The sequence below is a fragment of the Rhizobium sp. AAP116 genome (assembly GCF_001295785.1).
Lineage (GTDB): Bacteria > Pseudomonadota > Alphaproteobacteria > Rhizobiales > Rhizobiaceae > Allorhizobium.
In genome coordinates this window covers 1-17,671 of sequence record NZ_LJIB01000004.1, presented here as the reverse complement: position 1 = coordinate 17,671, position 17,671 = coordinate 1, and the positions used below count along the sequence as shown (strand labels likewise).

Sequence of the window (17,671 nt, the reverse complement as noted above, 5' to 3'; positions counted from 1 at the left end):
CACCAACGCACAATCGGCGATCGACTTGACGATTTTCAAACTTGCCCGGGCGAACGGAAATCCGTTGCGCAGCAGGGGCCGAGGGGGTATTTCGCAGACCATGACCGAACACACTTCAGCTCCCCGCCCCGAGACAACCGGCGCCTTTTGCGTCGCCGCCCTCTATCACTTTGCCAAGTTCCCTCGCTTCGAAAGCTTCCAGGAGCCACTCGAGGCCCTTTGCAAAACAGAAGGCGTCAAGGGCACGCTGCTGATTGCCCATGAAGGCATCAACGGCACGATCGCCGGCACCGATGCCGCGATCGCCAAGGTTCTGGCCTTCCTCCGCAGCCAGCCGGAATTCGTGAACCTGGAGCACAAGGAAAGCCGGGCATCCAAGATGCCGTTCCTGCGCATGAAGGTGCGGCTGAAGAAGGAAATCGTCACCATGGGCGTCGAGGACATCGACCCCAACGAGATCGTCGGCACCTATGTCGACCCGAAGGACTGGAACGACCTGATTTCCGATCCCGAGACCATCGTCATCGACACCCGCAACGACTATGAGACGGCAATCGGCATCTTCCGCGGCGCCGTCGACCCGAACACCAAGACTTTTCGCGAGTTTCCCGACTGGGTGAAGAACAATCCCGGGCTGCACAACAAGCCGAAGATCGCCATGTATTGCACCGGCGGCATCCGCTGCGAGAAGGCAACGGCCTTCATGAAGCAACAAGGCTTCGACGAGGTCTACCACCTCAAGGGTGGCATCCTGAAATATCTGGAGGAAGTGCCCGAAGAACAGAGCCTCTGGGACGGCGCCTGCTTCGTTTTTGACGAGCGGGTCTCTGTGACCCATGGCCTGAAAGAGGGCGATCACAGGCTTTGCCATGCCTGCCGCAACCCGATCACGGCAGAGGAACTGACCCATCCGCATTACGAGGAAGGCGTCTCCTGTAGCCATTGCTATCCCGATCGCAGCGAGGCCGACCGCGACCGCTATCGTCAGCGCCAATTGCAGATCGCGCTCGCACGGAAGCGTGGCGAAAAGCACATCGGCGGCTGAAAGCCGCCGATGGAATGCTTGGCCTGATCAGCCGGAGATCGTATCTCCGCGCTTCCAGTCTTTGCGGCCCCAGTTTCTGAGACGCATGCGCGGTGCGACCACCAGTGCGAAGAAGGGGGCAGCGGCAAAGGCGGCGATGACGACCAGTGGCAGCAGGACCTTGGCGTGAGCAGCCAAAGCCGGGATCGACAGCACGAGAATGGCGCCGACTCCGAAGATCACGGCATTGATCATCATGCTGCAGACGATTTTAAGCCAGGTATCTGTGGTGAACATGGAATGTCTCCTTTCTGAAAGGAGAAGGCGCAAGACCGACAATCGTTCCCGATCATCCGTTCCTATGCTCAGGCCGGCACGCCACCATCGCGGCCGGCGGCGAAGGCAAGTTCGGCAGCCTTGGCCCGCAGTTCCATCGGTCTCAGCATCAGCGCGGCAATCTGTTCTGGGGACTGCGGACGGCCGAAGAGATAGCCTTGCAACTGGTCGCAGCCAGCAATCCGAAGGATGACAGCCTGCTGCTCGGTCTCGACCCCCTCGGCAGTGACGGGGATGCCGAGCGAGCGGGCGAGAGCCACAGTTGCCTGCAGCATTTCCACGGCCCGATGACCCCGATCGAGTGATTGCACGAGCGACCGGTCGATCTTCATCCGATCGAAGCCGAATTGCCGGAGATAGCCGACACTGGAAAAACCCGCGCCGAAATCATCAAGTGCGATCCTGAGGCCAAGCGACCGCAGCCGGTCCATGGCGAGCCTTGCCCGTTCGGGGCTCTGGATGAAGTAGGTTTCGGTCATCTCCATGACGACCCGACCAGGCTCGATGCGCGCCTCCGCGAAGGTTGCCGCGACATGATCGACAAAGGCCGGATCCCGGAACTGACCCGGAGAAACGTTGACAGAGAGCTTCAGCTCGGGCCAATCGCCAAGCTGGCGAAGAGCCTGGCTGAGAACGCAGAGCCCGAGCTGATCGATCAGCCCGCTGGTCTCGGCGATCGGAATGAACACGTCAGGCGACACCGGCCCATGGCCCCGGCGCGTCCAGCGCGCCAGCGCCTCGACACTGACGAGCGTGAAGGTCTTGGCATCGACGACCGGCTGGTAGACGACCTCGATCTCACCGTGTGCAATGGCCTCGCGCAGATCGATTTCCATCTGATTGCGGTTTTGCCGCTCTTCATCCATGCGGGGGTCATAGACCGTCCAGCGGCCCCGGCCACCGTCCTTGGACGAATACATGGCCATGTCGGCGCGGCGCGTCAGCTCGCCGCCATCGACAAGACCGCCCTCGGAAACGCAGATGCCGATGCTGCATCCGACAACCACGGTCCGTTCGCCCAGAAGTACCGGCTCATCGAAGAAGGCGATGATCGAAGTTGCGAGTGAAAGGGCCCGTTCCTGCGCATCCTTGCCCGTGAGCACGATACCGAATTCGTCGCCACCGATACGGGCAAGGGACGAAGCATCCCCGACCAGAACCGAGAGGCCGGCCGCGACCGCGCGGATGAGCCGGTCACCCGTCGCATGACCATAGGCGTCATTCACCTCCTTGAAGCCATCCAGATCGAGATAGAGCAGCACGACATCTTCGTTCATGTCGCGCCCGCGTCGCACCTGATCCTCAAGCAACTGGGTCAGGCCGGCTCGATTGAGAAGTCCGCTGAGGCGGTCGGACTGGGCGAGTTTGACGGCATTGGCTTCATCCGCCCGCACCCGGCGCAACTCGGCATTACCGATGATGACGAGCAGGAGGGCATAGATGGTGACGATCACCAGCGCCGCCTTGATCAGGGGCGCGACCTGTTCGCGGCTCTGGTCCCCCGGGGCACGCGGGGTCCAGGCCAGGGAGGCGATGGCCTGACCGGAAGGGGCAGAAATCGTGACGGATGCATTGTTCGTGGATGGCGGCGTGAGGACGAGGCCAGGCAGCACATAGGCGTCGGACAGTCGCTCCACCGTAAGCGGCGAAAGATGCCGGATGAAAGCGAGATAGACCTGCTCTCCCGGAGGAACGCCGACGTCTCCTGATTTCGGACGGATCAGGGCAACGCCGGCAGAGCCGATCCCCCTCTGCGTGCGGATGAAGCCGAGCGACTGTGGAACGAGGCCGCTCTGGCCCGAGCGCACCTTGTCGAAGAGCTCCATCAACGCCGGTGTCAGATAACCGCGGGCATCGCCCTCGACCGGCTCCCCGTCAGAATAGGCCATCATCGGACGACCCTCGGCATCGAGCACGATCGCCACGTCGAAGAGGTCGCTATCGAAGGTCATGTCGCCGAAATTGCTGATCATCCAGGCCATGTCCTTGTGGACATAGGCATTGGTCGCGGCATCATCCCAGGCGGTGTAGTCGATCAGTGTCGCGCCCAGCTGATGTTCGAAGGTCTGAACGGCGCCGACGAGCGTTTCGCGCGAGCGTTCCTCGTCCAGATGGTTGGCATAGCTTGCGACACGATCGAGCGCGGTCATCACGATCGAGGCCACCATCATCGCCATGGTCGCGAAAACGACGAGCAAGACTGCGACCGCCACCCGTCGGGTGGCAAGTGGCCGTAGCCGTCTGTCGAAATGGTGAAGCCGCATACGATCTACCCAAGGCTGAAGCCACACCTTGCGTCGAAATGTGTTCAATTTGACTTAACACACTGAAGAGCATGCAGAATAACCAACTACCCGAATATCCTGATATGCAACGAAAAAGGACCCCGGTTTCCCGGAGCCCTTTGCAGGTCGGCCTGGAGGAACCGACACAGATAGACGGATGGTCAGTCGACGACGGAGACGAACTCATCCTTCGGACGACGCACCTTCTTCAGTCCGGCAAGCCAGTCGCCTTCGGCGGCGCGATAGCCGAGCGGCAGGATCGTCACCGAGCGCAGGCCCTTTTCACGCAAGCCCAGGATCTCGTCGAGCTTGGCCGCATCGAAGCCTTCCATCGGGGTGGCATCGACGCCTTCGAAGGCGGCAGCAGCAACGGACATGCCAAAGCCGATATAGGCCTGGCGGGCGGCATGCTCGAAGTTCACGTCGGCATCGCGACCCGGATACATGCCGAGCAGCATCTGGCGATAATTCTCCCAGCCTTCGTTCTTGAAGCCACGCTCCTCGTTGGTCAGGTCGAACATGTGGTTGATGCGCTCGACCGTGTAGTTGTCCCAGGCGGCGAAGACGAGAAGATGCGAACCTTCGGTCACCTGCGCCTGGTTCCAGGCGATTTCCTGGATCTTTGCACGGACGTCCTTGTTGGTAACGACGAACACTTCAAAGGGCTGCAGGCCGCTGGAGGTCGGTGCGAGGCGCGCGGCCTCGACAATGCGCTCGACCTTGTCCTCGGACACGGGCTTGGAAGGGTCCATCTTCTTGGTGGCGTAACGCCAGTTCAGCTTTTCAATCAATGCGGACATCGTGTCGCTCCTGTTTGAACCCTCAAGGCGCCACGGGAGTTGGCACGGCCGATCGGGTCTGGTATAAATTCGTAACCAGGCCTAGATATGGAACCGGAAAATTTGTGCAAGAAGGCACATTTTTGATACCAGGTTACACCGATGGAACGATTGGAACCACGATGTGCGACAACTATGACCCGACCAAGTGCCAGACCGTCAGCGAAATGCTGGCGAGACTGGGCGACAAATGGACGGTTCTGGTCATCATGATGCTAGGAGACGGGCCGCAGCGCTTTTCCGATCTCAAGCGCTCCGTCGTCGGCATATCCCAGCGCATGCTGACATTGACACTGCGCGCACTGGAACGCGACGGCATCGTGGAGCGCACGGTGCACCCGACCGTGCCGCCCAAGGTGGAATATGCTCTGACCGATCTCGGCCGTTCTTTCGGCGAGCCGATCCGGGCGCTAGGTGGCTGGGTCTTCACCCATCACGACCGCATCCAGTCGGCCCGTGCCGACTTCGACCGGCGCAACGAAGTGGATGCCGGCAACAAGCTGATCAAGCTCGGCTGACCAAGATTACGGGGGCCAGAGCCCCCTGCCCGGTCAATCCGCCTTGAAGTTCCCCTTCGGAAACTCTGAGGCAAGATCACGATACCACTTGCCGCTCTTCTTGATGGTGCGGACCTGGGTGTCGTAATCGACATGCACGAGGCCGAAGCGCATTCGGTAGCCCTCGGCCCATTCGAAATTGTCCATCAGCGACCAGGCGAAATAGCCCTGCATCGGATATCCGTCAGCGATCAGGTCGGCGACCTTGTCGAGATGTTCGGCGTAATAGTCGAGCCGCGGTTGGTCCTCGACCTCGCCACCCTCGACCTCCATATTGTAGCAGGCCCCATTCTCGGTGATGTAGCAGACCGGCAGGTCGTAGCGGGCATAGAGACGCTCGACCAGAGACTTCAGCGCCGGGGCATAAACCTCCCAGCCGATATCCGTTTTCACATCCGATACGGGCGCCGCATTAACGGTCGCCGGGAATTCGGCACCCGGCATCGGATCGTCGGCCACGCGCATCGGCGTGTAGTAGTTCAGCCCCCACCAGTCGAGAGGCTGATTGATGATGGCCAGATCGCCCTCCTCGATCTTCGGCATGCGATGACCAAGCGCCGAGAGGAACTCGGCCGGATATTCGCCCTTGAAGACCGGATCGAAGAACACGCCATTGTGGAACTGATGCGCCCGTTCGGCAGCGGCCGTGTCGGCGTCACTGTCCGATCCCGGCAGCGTCTCATGAGCGTTCAGCACAAGTCCAACCGGTACCTTCGGGCTGACGTCACGGATCGCCTGAACCGACAGACCATGGGCAAGGTTTGTGTAGTGCAGCGCATGAAGGGCTGCATCCATGCTGCGCTCGCCAGGCGCATGCACGCCATAGAGATGGCTGAGCCAGACAGAGCACCAGGGCTCGTTGAAGGTCGCGACCGCATCCAGCCGGTCGCCGAGCCGCTCCATGACGACCTTGGTGTAGCGCTGGAAGGCCTGTGCCGTCGACCGCGCCGTCCATCCACCCTCGCCCATCAGGGCCAGCGGCAGATCCCAGTGATAGAGCGTCGCATAGGCCTTGATGCCGCGCGCCTTCAATCCGTCCACGAGGTTGTCGTAGAAATCGAGGCCCTTCTCATTGATCGGTCCGGTCCCCTCGGGCAGGACACGCGGCCAGGCGATCGAGAACCGATAGCCGGTGACGCCCATGTCCTTGATCAGATCAAGATCGCTTTCCCACCTGTTGTAGTGATCGCAGGCCATGTCTCCATTGTGCCGCCCGAAGACCCGGCCCGGCATGTTGGAGAACGCATCCCAGATCGAGGGCTTGCGCCCGTCAGCCTTCGACGCTCCTTCGATCTGGAAGGAGGCGGTCGCGACCCCGAACAGGAAGTCACCGGGAAAACGCGAGGCGAGAGCCTTGGGATCGATCATCAAACATGTCCTTCGTCATATCAGGGCGAAAGGTCCGCCGCTGGTCTTTCGATGAGCGGTTTAGAGCAAAGGCGCGACGCGGTGAAGACGGCAGAAACAAAAAACTGCAACGTTGCAGTTTTCACACCCTCCCCTTGAGGGGGAGGGTCGGAGCAAAGCTCCGGGGTGGGTAACTCCGGGGCTGCCAGAGCGCCTGCGTGACCTCCTCTCCCCTCGGGAAGAGGGTCGCTGAGCGAAGCGGAGGCGGGGTGAGGGGGCTGATCGGCGAAGCGTTGAACAGACAGCCTGAGCTTCGCTCCCCCTCATCCGCCCTTCGGGCACCTTCTCCCCGCTGGGGAGAAGAGGGAGACACCCGGCGATCTCCCCCCTCAAGCGGGAGGTGGAGTTACACCTTCACCCAGCCACCATTCTGCTTAGACGATGCAATGCAAGCCTCAACGAACGCCACACCCTTCACGCCGTCATCGACAGTCGGATAGACCACCGCCGGATCGACAGCAGCACCCGACTTCGCCGCATTGATGGCGGCAGCGGCTTCCGTGTAGATCGTCGCGAAGGCTTCCAGATAACCCTCGGGATGACCCGACGGAATACGGGTCACACGGCCAGCCGCAGCATTCGCCCCTGCCCCGCCGCGCGTGATCAGCTGCTTCGGCTCGCCGAGACGCGTGAACCAGAGATAGTTCGGATCGGCCTGCGTCCATTCGATGCCAGCCTTGGTGCCGTAGATGCGAACCTTCAGCCCGTTCTCGTTGCCGGTCGCCACCTGGCTGCACCACAGCAGACCCTTGGCGGGCGTTTCTGTACCCTTGGCCTTGAAGCGCAGCATCACATGCGCGTTGTCGTCGAGACGACGACCTTCGACGAAGGTATGCACGTCGGCAGCCAGCTCATCGAGTTCGAGGCCGGAGATGAACGAGCCGAGATTATAGGCATGCGTGCCGATGTCGCCGGTCGAACCGCCGGCCCCCGACTGCTTCGGATCGGTGCGCCAGGCAGCCTGCTTCTGTCCGGTCTGCTCGATCGGCTCGGCCAGCCAATCCTGCGGATATTCCATCTGCACGAGACGGAGATCGCCGAGTTCGCCGGAGCGCACAAGCTCGCGCGCATGCCGCACCATGGGATAGCCGGTGTAATTGTGGGTGAGGATGAACAGTGCCTTCGCCTTGTCGGCAACCGCCTTCAGCGCCTTGGCATCTTCGAGGTTCGAGGTCAGCGGCTTGTCGCAGATGACGTGGATGCCACGCTCCAGAAAAGCCTTGGCCGCCGGGAAATGCACATGGTTCGGCGTCACGATCGAGACGGCCTCAATGCCATCAGGACGGGCCGCTTCCTTCTCCGCCATCTCCTCATAGGAGCCATAACAACGCTCCGGATCGAGCCCGAGTTCGCGGCCGGAGGCCACCGACTTTTCCGGCGTCGAGGACAGAGCACCGGCAACGAGGTCGTACTGGTCGTCGAGACGGGCTGCCATCCGATGCACGGCGCCAATGAAGGCGCCGGCGCCACCGCCGACCATGCCCAACCGGATCTTTGGTGTCCGTTCGCCCGACTTGCTTGCTTCGATCGCCATGATGCGTCCTCCTTCATGAGCTGCGTCTGGAGTTCACGCTCCAGATCCGTTAGACTGGCACCCGAGAAGAAGGATGCCCTGACAGTGAACAACTGAGATCCGCCTCTTCAGAGGCAAAGCAACCGAGCCGGTGTCAGCAATCGACGCGACGCCATAACTCCGCCTTTGCAAGGATCTCGACCATGCCTTTTCTCGACCCGAGAAAACCCTATCCAATCACGCTTGCCGATGGCACACCCTACCGCGAGACCGTCCAGCTTGCTGCCGTCATCGACCATCCGCGCATGGAGATAGGCGACTTCAGCTATTTCACCCATTCCGGCAAAGTGGACGAAACAGCAGCGATCCTCGCGCCCTATCTCTACCCCTTCAGCCAGGAACGACTGGTGATCGGCCGCTTCGTCCAGATCGCCCCGGAGGCAATCATCATAACAAGCTCGGCCAACCATGCCATGTCGGGGGTGACGACCTATCCCTTCCGCGTTTTCAGCCCCGAGACCATCGGCGGCTACCAGGATCTGCCTTTCCAGGACACCGTTGTCGGCCACGACGTCTGGATCGGCCATAGTGCAACAATCATGCCGGGGGTCACGATCGGCTCCGGAGCCATCATTGCAGCCCGCGCCGTCGTCACCCGTGACGTGCCGCCTTACGCAATCGTCGGCGGCAACCCGGCAACCGTGATCCGTATGCGCTTCACCGACGAGGAGATCGCCGACCTGCTGGCACTCGCCTGGTGGGACTGGCCGCTCGACAAGATCGAACGCGCCCTGCCCCATCTCGAGAGCGGCGACATCGCCGCCCTCAGGCAAGTCTAGACCTCAGAGACCGAGCATCCGACGGTTGGCCGCATCGTCGGTCCCGCCGGAAGCGAAGTCGTCGAAGGCCTTTTCGGTGACGCGGATGATATGCGCCCGGACGAAGTCTGCCCCTTCGCGGGCACCATCTTCCGGGTGCTTCAGCGCGCATTCCCATTCGACTACGGCCCAGCCGTCGAAATCGTTTGCTGCCATCTTCGAGAAGATCGCGCCGAAATCGACCTGGCCGTCGCCGAGCGAGCGAAAACGCCCTGCCCTGTTCACCCAGCCCTGGTAACCGCCATAGACGCCCTGCCGGCCGGTCGGATTGAACTCCGCGTCCTTGACGTGGAACATCTTGATCCGGTCCTTGTAGATGTCGATGTTGTCGAGATAGTCGAGGCACTGCAGCACATAATGCGACGGGTCGTAGAGCATGTTGGCGCGGGAATGGTTTTTCACCCGCTCCAGAAACATCTCGAAGGTGACGCCGTCATGCAGGTCTTCGCCCGGATGGATTTCATAGCAGACGTCGACGCCCTGCTCCTCGGCATAATCGAGGATCGGCAACCAGCGGCGCGCCAACTCGTCAAAGGCGGTCTCGACGAGACCGGCCGGGCGCTGCGGCCAGGGATAGATATAGGGCCAGGCCAGCGCGCCCGAGAAGGTCGCATGCGCCTTGATGCCGAGATTGCGCGAGGCCTTCAGCGCGTATTTCACTTGGCTCACGGCCCATTCCTGCCGCGCCTTCGGATTACCGCGCACTTCCGGTGCGGCAAAGCCGTCAAAGGCTTCGTCATAGGCCGGATGAACCGCGACCAGCTGGCCCTGAAGGTGGGTGGAGAGTTCAGTGATCTCGACGCCGTTACTCCGCGCCACGCCGGCGAGTTCGTCGCAATAATCCTTGGATTCAGCGGCCTTCTTCAGGTCCATCAGCTGGCCGGCCCAGGTCGGAACCTGGACGCCGACATAGCCCTTTTCGGCCGCCCATTTGGTAATCCCATCCCAGGTGTTGAAAGGTGCGGCATCACCCGCAAACTGGCCGAGAAAGATCGCCGGTCCCTTGATCGTCTTCATGAATTCTCCTCCCTGAGTATTCCTGCAACGTTTCCGTGAACGATTACAGGAGATGGAATTTCGACACAACCGCAATGATGTTTACAGCGGAAATCTGCCCGGGAAAAACCCGGGCAGACAATGGCGTCGCAGTCCTGGAGATCAGAACGGCGAATCCGGGAAGTAGTAGCCTTCCGCGTTCTCAGGCGTGATCAGCGTCGCGTCGAGCGTGTAGGTGCCATGCACCGGAACGCTGTCGTAGAGGGCAGCAGCCGTCAGTTCCATCGCAGTGCCGACCATCGACGGCGGATAGAGAACGTTGACCGGCACCATCTTGTCGCCGTCCATGACCTTCTTGATCATGTCCTTCGAACCGGCACCGCCGATGATGTACTGGATGTCAGTACGGCCGGCCTGTTCGATGGCCTGCAGCACGCCGACAGCCATGTCGTCATCCTGGCACCAGACCACATCGATCTTCGGGTACTTGGTGAGGTAGTCCTGCATGACCTTGAAGGCGTCGTCGCGGTTCCAGTTGCCGAACTGGCGGTCGAGGACCTTGACGTTGGAGCCTTCGATGCCCTTGTCGAAGCCATCCTGGCGCTGCTGGTCGATCGGGATCGGCATGCCGCGGATGATGACGACTTCTGCATCAGGATTGTTTTCGGAAATGTATTTGCCGGCGACTTCGCCGAGAGCGGGGTTGTTACCGGCCACGTAGAGATCGCGGACCGAATTGTCATTGACCGACGGCGCACGGTCGACGAGCGCGACGAACTTGCCGCTGTCCTTGATCTGGCGGATGGCGTTGACAAGCGGATCCGGATCCGTCGGCAGGATGACGAGCGCATCGATGCCCTGCGTCGCCAGATCCTGCACGGCATTCGCCTGGCTGGAGGGATCAGCGGAGGTCTTGACGACCACGTTGAGGCCGGGATGACGCTCCATCAGCTGCTTGGCGATACGTTCGGCATGATAGATCACACCCGATGTCCAGCCATGTGTTGCGGCCGGGATCGAGACACCGATCGTCTTGGTGTCCTGGGCCTGCGCCGCGCCGAAGATCGACACCAGCGCGGTCATGGCGACAGCCATACCCAAAAGTTTCTTGTGCATTGGTTTCCTCCCAAAGTGACGAGGGTCGAGTTTGAACGGACCGGGCGACCCTCCTGCCCGGCCGTTTCCTTACGCCTTGCGCGCCAGCGACCGCTGGACGAGCATCGCGATGATGATGATCGTGCCCTGGATGGCCCCGATCAGATATTCGGAGATGAAGTTCGAGAGCAGCATGATGTTGCCGACAAGCTCGAGGATGAAGGCGCCGCAGATCGTGCCCCAGACACGGCCAGCCCCGCCCTTGAGCGCCGTACCGCCGACAACGACGGCGGTGATCGCCTGCAGTTCCCAGAGGATGCCCGTGGTGGCGGACGTCGAGCCGAGGCGCGGCACGTAAAGCAGCACGGCAATGGCCACGCAAAGCCCCTGGATGACGAAGGCGATGGTGCGCACCCGGTCGACGGCAATGCCGGAATAGCGCGCGACGTCCCGGTTCGAGCCGACAGCAACGACATGACGACCGTAACGCGTGCGATAGAGCACGAGGGCGGCAATCGCGGTGACGACGAGAATGATGACGATCGGCACCGGCAGGCCGAGGATCGAGCCAAAATAGACCGGGCGGTATATCTCCTGCTGGGCTGGATCGCGCAGCGTGATCGCCCCGCCTTGGGAAAGCCATGTCGTCAGGCCACGGTAGATGCCCATCGTGCCGAGCGTGGCGATGAAGGGCTCGATCTTGCCGACGGTAGTGATCAACCCGTTGGCCAGACCGCAGAGCGAGCCGATGACGATGGCAAGCGCCATGGCTGCCGCGATCATCAGGCCGGGATCGGCAATCGCGCCGGAATTCATGAACAGGATCATCAGGCTGGCAACGAAAGCCACCATCGATCCGACGGAGAGATCAAGGTCCCCCGACGAGATGACGAAGGTGGCACCAACGGCGATGATGGCGATGAAGGCCGAGCGTGTTGCGACATTCGCAAGGTTTGTGAGGCCGATGAAATTCGGGTTCACCAGCGCGCCGACGATCAGGAGGATCAGAAGCGCGGCGAAGGGGGCAACGGCACGCAGGTCCACATCGCGAAAGGTGCGGCGTGAGCGGCCAGGTGTGGTCGTTTCAGTCTCGGCAGTCATGGTCTTCCCGTCTCCTCCCGCACGCCTCGTTTCGAGGTCGCGCACCCTGAAGTCTTCGTGTTCAAGCCCGGTCTTGCCGCCGGGCTGATGCAATCACTCAGCTCGCCATCTGCCGTTTCAGGCCGGCGGCGTAGCGCATGATGGTCTGTTCGTTGATGTCTTCGCCCTCGAGCAAACCGACCATGCGGCCCTCGCGCATCACGGCAACCCGCGTGCACAGACCGATCACCTCGGGCATCTCAGAGGAGATGACGATGATCGAGCGGCCCTCGCGGGCGAGTGCTGCGATGAAATGATAGATCTGCTGCTTGGTCCCGACATCGATGCCGCGCGTCGGCTCATCGATGATGATGATCTGAGGCTCGACCTCCATGATCTTGGCAAGCAGCAGCTTCTGCTGATTGCCACCGGACATGCGCCCGACGCGGACCTTCTCGTCGCGCACCCGGATATCGAAGCGTCGCTTGGCCCGCGCCATCGCCTTCGCCTCGCTGCCGGGATCGAGATAGCCGTGACGCACATGGTTATCCATCGACTGCAGCGTCAGGTTCGCCGTCATGCCCTCGCCGAGCAACAAGCCCTTGCCCTTGCGATCCTTGGTCATATAGGCGAGCCCACGCCGGTTCGCTTCGCGAAAATCTCCAGCCTCCAGCACAGCACCCTTAAGCCTGACCTCGCCCGACAGACGCGGACGCAGGCCCGCCACCGCCTCCATCAGCTCCGTACGCCCCGACCCGATCAGGCCGGAAAACCCGAGCACTTCGCCGCGCTTCAGTTCGAAGCTGGCATTCCGGACGAAACCAGTCGTGAGATCCCGCACGGAAAGAACGATCTCTTCGTCGACATTGGGTTCATGTTTCATTGGATAAAGGCTCGACAATTCACGCCCGACCATCAGTTGGGCGATCGCTTCGCTGTCGAGCGCCGAGGTCGGCGCGGTCTTGACCCACTGGCCGTCGCGCAGAACCGTGACCCGGTCGGTCAGCTCCATGACCTCGTCGAGCTTGTGGGAGACGAAGACGAAACTCGTTCCCCGCGCACGCAGCTTGCGCACCTGATCGAAGAGAACCTCGGTCTCGTCGCGTGAGAGAACGGCCGTCGGCTCGTCCATGAAAACGATCCGCGCCTTGCGGCTGATCGCCTTGGCGATCTCGACCATCTGCTTGTCGGCGACGGCCAGCGAACTGATCAGCGCATTCTCATCGATCCTGGAGCCGAGTTGATCGAGCACACGCCGAGCCTCCGCTCGCATCGTCTTGCGATCGAGCAAACCGAAATGCGTGACTTCGCGACCGAGAAACAGGCTCTCGGTGACGGTGAGATGGTCGGCGAGATTGAATTCCTGGTGGATGAGCACGATACCGAGCGCCTCGGCCGAGCCATTGGCCGGCAGCGTGACCGGTTCACCATCCAGAAGGATGCGACCGGCCGTCGCCTGCTCGAAGCCTGAGAGGATCTTCACCAGCGTCGATTTGCCGGCACCATTCTCGCCCATGAGCGCGTGAACCTCGCCCGGCAACACGTCGAAATCGACGCTGAACAGCACCTGCACGTCGCCAAATGATTTGGAGATACGCTCCGCCACGAGCACGGGTGTCCGTGCCTCGCCCCCAGCCAATGTCATGTAATCCTCCCGGCGGCTCCTCAACCGCTATGCCCTCTGTGTAAACCTTTACATGACCGATGTAAAGGTTTACATCATCCACTCATGGGGACAATTTGTTCCCTCTCGGCTTTCGCAACCGCAGCAGTGAATGTAAGGTCTCCAACGATTCCAGACGGATAGGGGATAAAGCCGCGTGCCGGACCAAGCACCAGCGACGATCGAGGACGTGGCACGCATCGCGGAAGTGTCGATCGCGACGGTCAGTCGTGCGATCCACACCCCCGACAAGGTGGCCAAATCGACGCGCCAGCGCGTGAACCAGGCGATCGCCATCACCGGCTACACGACCAATGCCATGGCGCGCTCGCTGCGCATGGGCCGGTCGAACATGATCCTGATCCTCGCCCCCGATATCGGCGACCCCAACTTCTCTTCGACCCTGATCGGTCTCGAGAACGAAGCGCGTGCGCATGGCTTCGGCGTTCTTATCGGCCATACCCAGAACGATCCCGAGCGCGGGCTCGAATATCTGAAATTTCTAAGCTCCGGCCAGGCGACTGGCCTCGTGCTCTTCACCGGCCATGAACCCTTCGGGCACCAGGTCATCGGCCAACGGCTGCCGCCCTCAGTCGCCGTCTTCGAACCCGTCTTCGGCTCAAAGATCTCCTATGTCGGTGTCGATGACGTGGCGGGTGCGCGCAAGGCGGCCGAACATCTGCTCTCGGCCGGGCACCGCTCGATCGCCTTCATCGGCGACAGCAAGACAAGGCTCGGCCACCAGCGTCGGCGCCAGGGCTTCGACATTGCGCTCGACGCCGCCCGCATACCGCCCCAACAACGTTTCATCCTCGAAGGTGAAGGCACGATCGAAAGCGGGCGCCTTGCGGTGGAACAACTCTTCATGCGCGATCAGCTGCCGACCGCATTCATGTGCGTCAATGATGCTACAGCCGTCGGCGTGATCAACGGCCTGACCGCCCGCGGCTACGACCTGCCCTACGACTTCTCCGTCATCGGCTTCGACGACGTGCCCCAGGCGACCTATGTGACCCCGGCACTGACCACCATCCGCCAGCCCAGAACGGCAATCGGCCGTCAGGCCATGTCGCTGCTGATCAAGTCACTCGCCGATCGCCCGACCGAGCGCCAGGAAATCTTGCTGATGCCGGACCTGATCGTGCGGGGGTCTGTGGCCGGACCGGCCAGGCGTTAGCCTTGCCGCACCGCCATCCTTTGCCGATGGACCCATATTCGGTCTGGGCCGTTGACCGACATACACCTACATTGGCGGTTCCATAGCCCGTCCCAGTCAGCAATCGGAAGTCACAGATGAGTGTCGCCTTCACCAAGGAAGAAAGTTCGGAAACCGCAGCAGAAACCCATCTGCCGGATCGACCAATCTCGCCCCATCCCAACTTTGTGACGGCGTCAGGCTTCAGGCTCCTCGAGACCGACGCAGAAGAGGCGCGCGCCGCCTATCTCGCAGCACAAGCAATAGAGGACATCAACGAGCGTCGACGCCAGTCGGCCGTGCCCTATCGTGACCTAAAATACCTGACGGAACGGCTGCACAACGCCCAGATAATCCCTGACCCGGACGACAACACGGTCGTTGCCTTTGGTAGCAAGGTTACCTTCGAACGCGATGACGGCCGCGTGCAGACATACCGGATCGTCGGTGAGGACGAGGCGGACCCCAAAACGGGCTCGATCTCCTTTGTGTCGCCGGTCGCAAGCCAGCTGATGGGAAAGGGTGTCGGCGATGTGGTGACGGTCGGCGACCAGGAACTGGAGATCACCGCGATAGCTTAAAGGGCGGTCGTCGAGCGAGCTATCTGATTGATCCGCCACCATGCGAAACACGTCAGGAGGACCAAAACCGCAAGCAAAACAACACTTGCAAAGCCCCAGCCTGTTTTGACCGCTTCCTCCACCTGTGCGCCAAAAACGAAGCCCGCCATAACCAGGCAGATCGTCCAAACTATCGCTGATCCTGCGTTGAGAACGGTAAATCTGGCCCAGGACATTGAGCCGAGACCAATCGGAAGCGCACCGATGGTGCGCATGCCCTTGGGATATCTGTAAATGAAGATGTAAGCCCAGCCGTATTTTGCAATTAAGGCTGTGGCGCCCGCATGGGCCTTTTCAGCAAAGCGCCACCTCTTCAGCCAAGCGTCCCCGTATCGTCTGGCGATGAAGAACCGTGCTTCGTCACCCAGGTAACCTCCCGCGAAAGTCACGACCAAAACAAGGGGCAAATCCAAAGCTTGTGTTTGGGCCGCATAGCCGGCGAACAAGGGGAGACTACCGCTTTTCAACATGCAGTATGCAAAAAGCAGGATGTAGATCCATGTCCCGTATTCTCTTATGAGATCAGACAAACCGTCCATATCACTTCACCAGGCCAATCCAAGGAACGAACACATCCAGTCCCAGTCTACGGCCTGTACGCTCTCCTGGATTTTTTTTCGCGTGATCCTTGAGCGCAGGCCTGTCGATGACAAGCTCCTTTGTTGGCGCGACCAGTGTGACTGCGGGGTGCTGGAACAGTCCGTCGCATTCAATGAACAGGGCCAGGACGCTTGCGCGCCCCGGCCCCTTTCTATTTGAAAATACCCGAGATCAAACGTAGCGATTGACCACGTTTTCCAGCAGCTCCTGCTTGCCGGACACCGGTTGCGGGTTGACGTTCTGGGCTTCGACCCGGGCAGCGATCGCATCGAGGCTTTCTTCGCCGCGCAGCATCTTCTGGTTCTCGGCCTTGTCCCAACCGGCATAACGCGAGCCGAGCGGGCCGGACAGCGCCTTGTCCTCGACCATCTTCGCCGCTGCCTTCAGGCCACGGGCGCAGCAGTCCATACCGCCGATGTGACCGATCAACAGGTCTTCGGCGTCGAGCGACTGACGACGCAGCTTGGCGTCGAAGTTCGTGCCACCCGTGGTGAAGCCGCCGGCCTGCAGGACCTGATAGTAAGCCAGCGCCATTTCCGGAACATTGTTCGGGAACTGGTCGGTATCCCAGCCGGACTGGTAGTCGTTGCGGTTCATGTCGATCGAGCCGAAGATGCCGAGCGCATTGGCAAGTGCCAGTTCGTGCTCGAACGAGTGGCCGGCGAGGATCGCGTGGCCCTGCTCGATGTTGACCTTCACTTCGTTTTCGAGGCCGTAACGCTTCAGGAAGCCATACACGGTCGCGACATCGTAGTCGTACTGGTGCTTCGACGGCTCCTGCGGCTTCGGCTCGATCAGGATCGCGCCCTTGAAGCCGATCTTGTGCTTGTATTCGACGACAAGGTTGAGGAAACGACCCATCTGGTCGAGTTCACGACCGAGATCGGTGTTGAGCAGGGTCTCATAGCCCTCGCGGCCGCCCCAGAGTACGTAGTTCTCGCCGCCGAGCTTCAGCGTTGCGTCCATGCAGGTCTTCACGGTCGCAGCAGCAAAGGCGAAGACATCGGGATCCGGATTGGTCGCAGCGCCCGACATATAGCGACGATGCGAGAACATGTTCGCCGTGCCCCAGAGAAGCTTGACGCCGGTCTCGGCCTGCTTCTGGGCGAAGTAGTCGACGATCTCGTTCAGGTTCTTGGTGTTCTCGACGAAGCTCGCGCCCTCAGGGCGAACGTCGGCGTCGTGGAAGCAGTAGTAAGGTGTGCCGAGCAGCTGGAAGAATTCGAAGGCAACATCGGCCTTCATCTTCGCCGCGGCCATCGTGTCCTGAAACCAGGGACGCTCGAATGTATTTCCGCCAAACGGGTCGGTGCCGGGCCACACGAAGGTGTGCCAATAGGCGACTGCAAAGCGCAGATGGTCTTCCATGCGCTTGCCGAGAACGACTTCGTCCGGATTGTAGTGACGGAAGGCCAGCGGATTGGTGCTGTCAGGGCCTTCATATTTGATCTTCTGGATATTGCCGAAAAAGCCTGTCGACATGGGTAGTCCTCCTTGGTGTGTTGTAACCACCCTCCCCTTGAGGGGGAGGGTCGGACCGCAAGGTCCGGGGTGGGGTGATGCGGCGGGGGGGGGTCCCCCCC

General features: G+C 61.1%; 16 protein-coding genes. 5 read left to right on the top strand and 11 right to left on the bottom strand.

The window, feature by feature from the left end:
* Window positions 1-100: 100 nt before the first annotated feature.
* Window positions 101-1,045, top strand: a complete 945-nt coding sequence (locus IP85_RS02810; RefSeq protein ID WP_054148157.1) for a rhodanese-related sulfurtransferase — start codon at window positions 101-103, stop codon at window positions 1,043-1,045.
* 27 nt (window positions 1,046-1,072) lie between these two features.
* Here the strand turns inward: IP85_RS02810 and IP85_RS02805 are convergent, their stop codons facing one another.
* The 3 genes from IP85_RS02805 to IP85_RS02795 form a co-directional block, all read right to left on the bottom strand.
* Window positions 1,073-1,321, bottom strand: a complete 249-nt coding sequence (locus IP85_RS02805) for a hypothetical protein (protein WP_076393865.1) — start codon at window positions 1,319-1,321, stop codon at window positions 1,073-1,075.
* 68 nt (window positions 1,322-1,389) lie between these two features.
* A complete protein-coding gene (locus tag IP85_RS02800) occupies window positions 1,390-3,624 on the bottom strand; it encodes a bifunctional diguanylate cyclase/phosphodiesterase (RefSeq protein WP_054148156.1) in 2,235 nt (744 codons plus the stop codon).
* A gap of 182 nt (window positions 3,625-3,806) precedes the next feature.
* Complete coding sequence (locus IP85_RS02795; RefSeq protein WP_054148155.1) at window positions 3,807-4,445, bottom strand: NAD(P)H-dependent oxidoreductase; 639 nt, start codon at window positions 4,443-4,445, stop codon at window positions 3,807-3,809.
* Between the two features lie 161 nt (window positions 4,446-4,606).
* Between IP85_RS02795 and IP85_RS02790 the strand changes: the two genes are divergently transcribed.
* Entirely contained in the window at window positions 4,607-5,002 is a 396-nt protein-coding gene (locus IP85_RS02790) for a helix-turn-helix domain-containing protein (protein WP_054148154.1), read from the top strand.
* A 33-nt stretch (window positions 5,003-5,035) separates the two neighbouring features.
* On the opposite strand, the gene IP85_RS02785 is transcribed toward IP85_RS02790, so the two are convergent.
* Both IP85_RS02785 and IP85_RS02780 read right to left on the bottom strand, forming a co-directional pair.
* Entirely contained in the window at window positions 5,036-6,409 is a 1,374-nt protein-coding gene (locus IP85_RS02785; RefSeq protein WP_054148153.1) for a GH1 family beta-glucosidase, read from the bottom strand.
* Between the two features lie 385 nt (window positions 6,410-6,794).
* Entirely contained in the window at window positions 6,795-7,982 is a 1,188-nt protein-coding gene (locus IP85_RS02780; RefSeq protein WP_054148152.1) for a Gfo/Idh/MocA family oxidoreductase, read from the bottom strand.
* A gap of 182 nt (window positions 7,983-8,164) precedes the next feature.
* Between IP85_RS02780 and IP85_RS02775 the strand changes: the two genes are divergently transcribed.
* Complete coding sequence (locus IP85_RS02775; RefSeq protein ID WP_054148151.1) at window positions 8,165-8,800, top strand: CatB-related O-acetyltransferase; 636 nt, start codon at window positions 8,165-8,167, stop codon at window positions 8,798-8,800.
* 3 nt (window positions 8,801-8,803) lie between these two features.
* Here IP85_RS02775 and IP85_RS02770 read toward each other — a convergent pair whose 3' ends face one another.
* The 4 genes from IP85_RS02770 to IP85_RS02755 all read right to left on the bottom strand — a co-directional run bounded on the left by IP85_RS02770 (window position 8,804) and on the right by IP85_RS02755 (window position 13,655).
* Window positions 8,804-9,856, bottom strand: coding sequence for a sugar phosphate isomerase/epimerase (locus IP85_RS02770; RefSeq protein ID WP_054148150.1), 1,053 nt, complete (start codon window positions 9,854-9,856; stop codon window positions 8,804-8,806).
* Window positions 9,857-9,997: 141 nt separating this feature from the next.
* Entirely contained in the window at window positions 9,998-10,951 is a 954-nt protein-coding gene (locus tag IP85_RS02765) for a substrate-binding domain-containing protein (protein ID WP_054148149.1), read from the bottom strand.
* A gap of 69 nt (window positions 10,952-11,020) precedes the next feature.
* Window positions 11,021-12,031, bottom strand: a complete 1,011-nt coding sequence (locus IP85_RS02760) for an ABC transporter permease (protein WP_054148148.1) — start codon at window positions 12,029-12,031, stop codon at window positions 11,021-11,023.
* A 97-nt stretch (window positions 12,032-12,128) separates the two neighbouring features.
* Window positions 12,129-13,655, bottom strand: a complete 1,527-nt coding sequence (locus IP85_RS02755; protein ID WP_054148147.1) for a sugar ABC transporter ATP-binding protein — start codon at window positions 13,653-13,655, stop codon at window positions 12,129-12,131.
* 175 nt (window positions 13,656-13,830) lie between these two features.
* Here IP85_RS02755 and IP85_RS02750 point away from each other — a divergent pair, with 175 nt between their 5' ends.
* Both IP85_RS02750 and greA read left to right on the top strand, forming a co-directional pair.
* On the top strand, window positions 13,831-14,850 hold the full coding sequence (locus IP85_RS02750) for a LacI family DNA-binding transcriptional regulator (protein ID WP_054148146.1): 1,020 nt from the start codon (window positions 13,831-13,833) through the stop codon (window positions 14,848-14,850).
* A gap of 116 nt (window positions 14,851-14,966) precedes the next feature.
* Window positions 14,967-15,449 (top strand): transcription elongation factor GreA, encoded by a 483-nt coding sequence (gene greA / locus IP85_RS02745; protein WP_054148145.1) that lies wholly within the window; start codon window positions 14,967-14,969, stop codon window positions 15,447-15,449.
* Here the strand turns inward: greA and IP85_RS02740 are convergent.
* Both IP85_RS02740 and xylA read right to left on the bottom strand, forming a co-directional pair.
* Entirely contained in the window at window positions 15,446-16,027 is a 582-nt protein-coding gene (locus IP85_RS02740; RefSeq protein WP_054148144.1) for a DedA family protein, read from the bottom strand. The two genes, greA and IP85_RS02740, sit on opposite strands and share 4 nt — an antisense overlap.
* 232 nt (window positions 16,028-16,259) lie before the next feature.
* Window positions 16,260-17,570 carry a xylose isomerase gene (gene xylA / locus IP85_RS02735; RefSeq protein ID WP_054148143.1) on the bottom strand — a complete coding sequence of 437 codons (1,311 nt, stop codon included), beginning with the start codon at window positions 17,568-17,570 and terminating at the stop codon, window positions 16,260-16,262.
* Window positions 17,571-17,671 lie beyond the last annotated feature (101 nt).

Coding starts and splice junctions, on each gene's coding strand:
- IP85_RS02810 (WP_054148157.1), top strand. CDS start 101: ATGACCGAACACACTTCAGCTCCCCGCCCCGAGACAACCGGCGCCTTT.
- IP85_RS02805 (WP_076393865.1), bottom strand. CDS start 1,321: ATGTTCACCACAGATACCTGGCTTAAAATCGTCTGCAGCATGATGATC.
- IP85_RS02800 (WP_054148156.1), bottom strand. CDS start 3,624: ATGCGGCTTCACCATTTCGACAGACGGCTACGGCCACTTGCCACCCGA.
- IP85_RS02795 (WP_054148155.1), bottom strand. CDS start 4,445: ATGTCCGCATTGATTGAAAAGCTGAACTGGCGTTACGCCACCAAGAAG.
- IP85_RS02790 (WP_054148154.1), top strand. CDS start 4,607: ATGTGCGACAACTATGACCCGACCAAGTGCCAGACCGTCAGCGAAATG.
- IP85_RS02785 (WP_054148153.1), bottom strand. CDS start 6,409: ATGATCGATCCCAAGGCTCTCGCCTCGCGTTTTCCCGGTGACTTCCTG.
- IP85_RS02780 (WP_054148152.1), bottom strand. CDS start 7,982: ATGGCGATCGAAGCAAGCAAGTCGGGCGAACGGACACCAAAGATCCGG.
- IP85_RS02775 (WP_054148151.1), top strand. CDS start 8,165: ATGCCTTTTCTCGACCCGAGAAAACCCTATCCAATCACGCTTGCCGAT.
- IP85_RS02770 (WP_054148150.1), bottom strand. CDS start 9,856: ATGAAGACGATCAAGGGACCGGCGATCTTTCTCGGCCAGTTTGCGGGT.
- IP85_RS02765 (WP_054148149.1), bottom strand. CDS start 10,951: ATGCACAAGAAACTTTTGGGTATGGCTGTCGCCATGACCGCGCTGGTG.
- IP85_RS02760 (WP_054148148.1), bottom strand. CDS start 12,031: ATGACTGCCGAGACTGAAACGACCACACCTGGCCGCTCACGCCGCACC.
- IP85_RS02755 (WP_054148147.1), bottom strand. CDS start 13,655: ATGACATTGGCTGGGGGCGAGGCACGGACACCCGTGCTCGTGGCGGAG.
- greA (WP_054148145.1), top strand. CDS start 14,967: ATGAGTGTCGCCTTCACCAAGGAAGAAAGTTCGGAAACCGCAGCAGAA.
- IP85_RS02740 (WP_054148144.1), bottom strand. CDS start 16,027: ATGGACGGTTTGTCTGATCTCATAAGAGAATACGGGACATGGATCTAC.
- xylA (WP_054148143.1), bottom strand. CDS start 17,570: ATGTCGACAGGCTTTTTCGGCAATATCCAGAAGATCAAATATGAAGGC.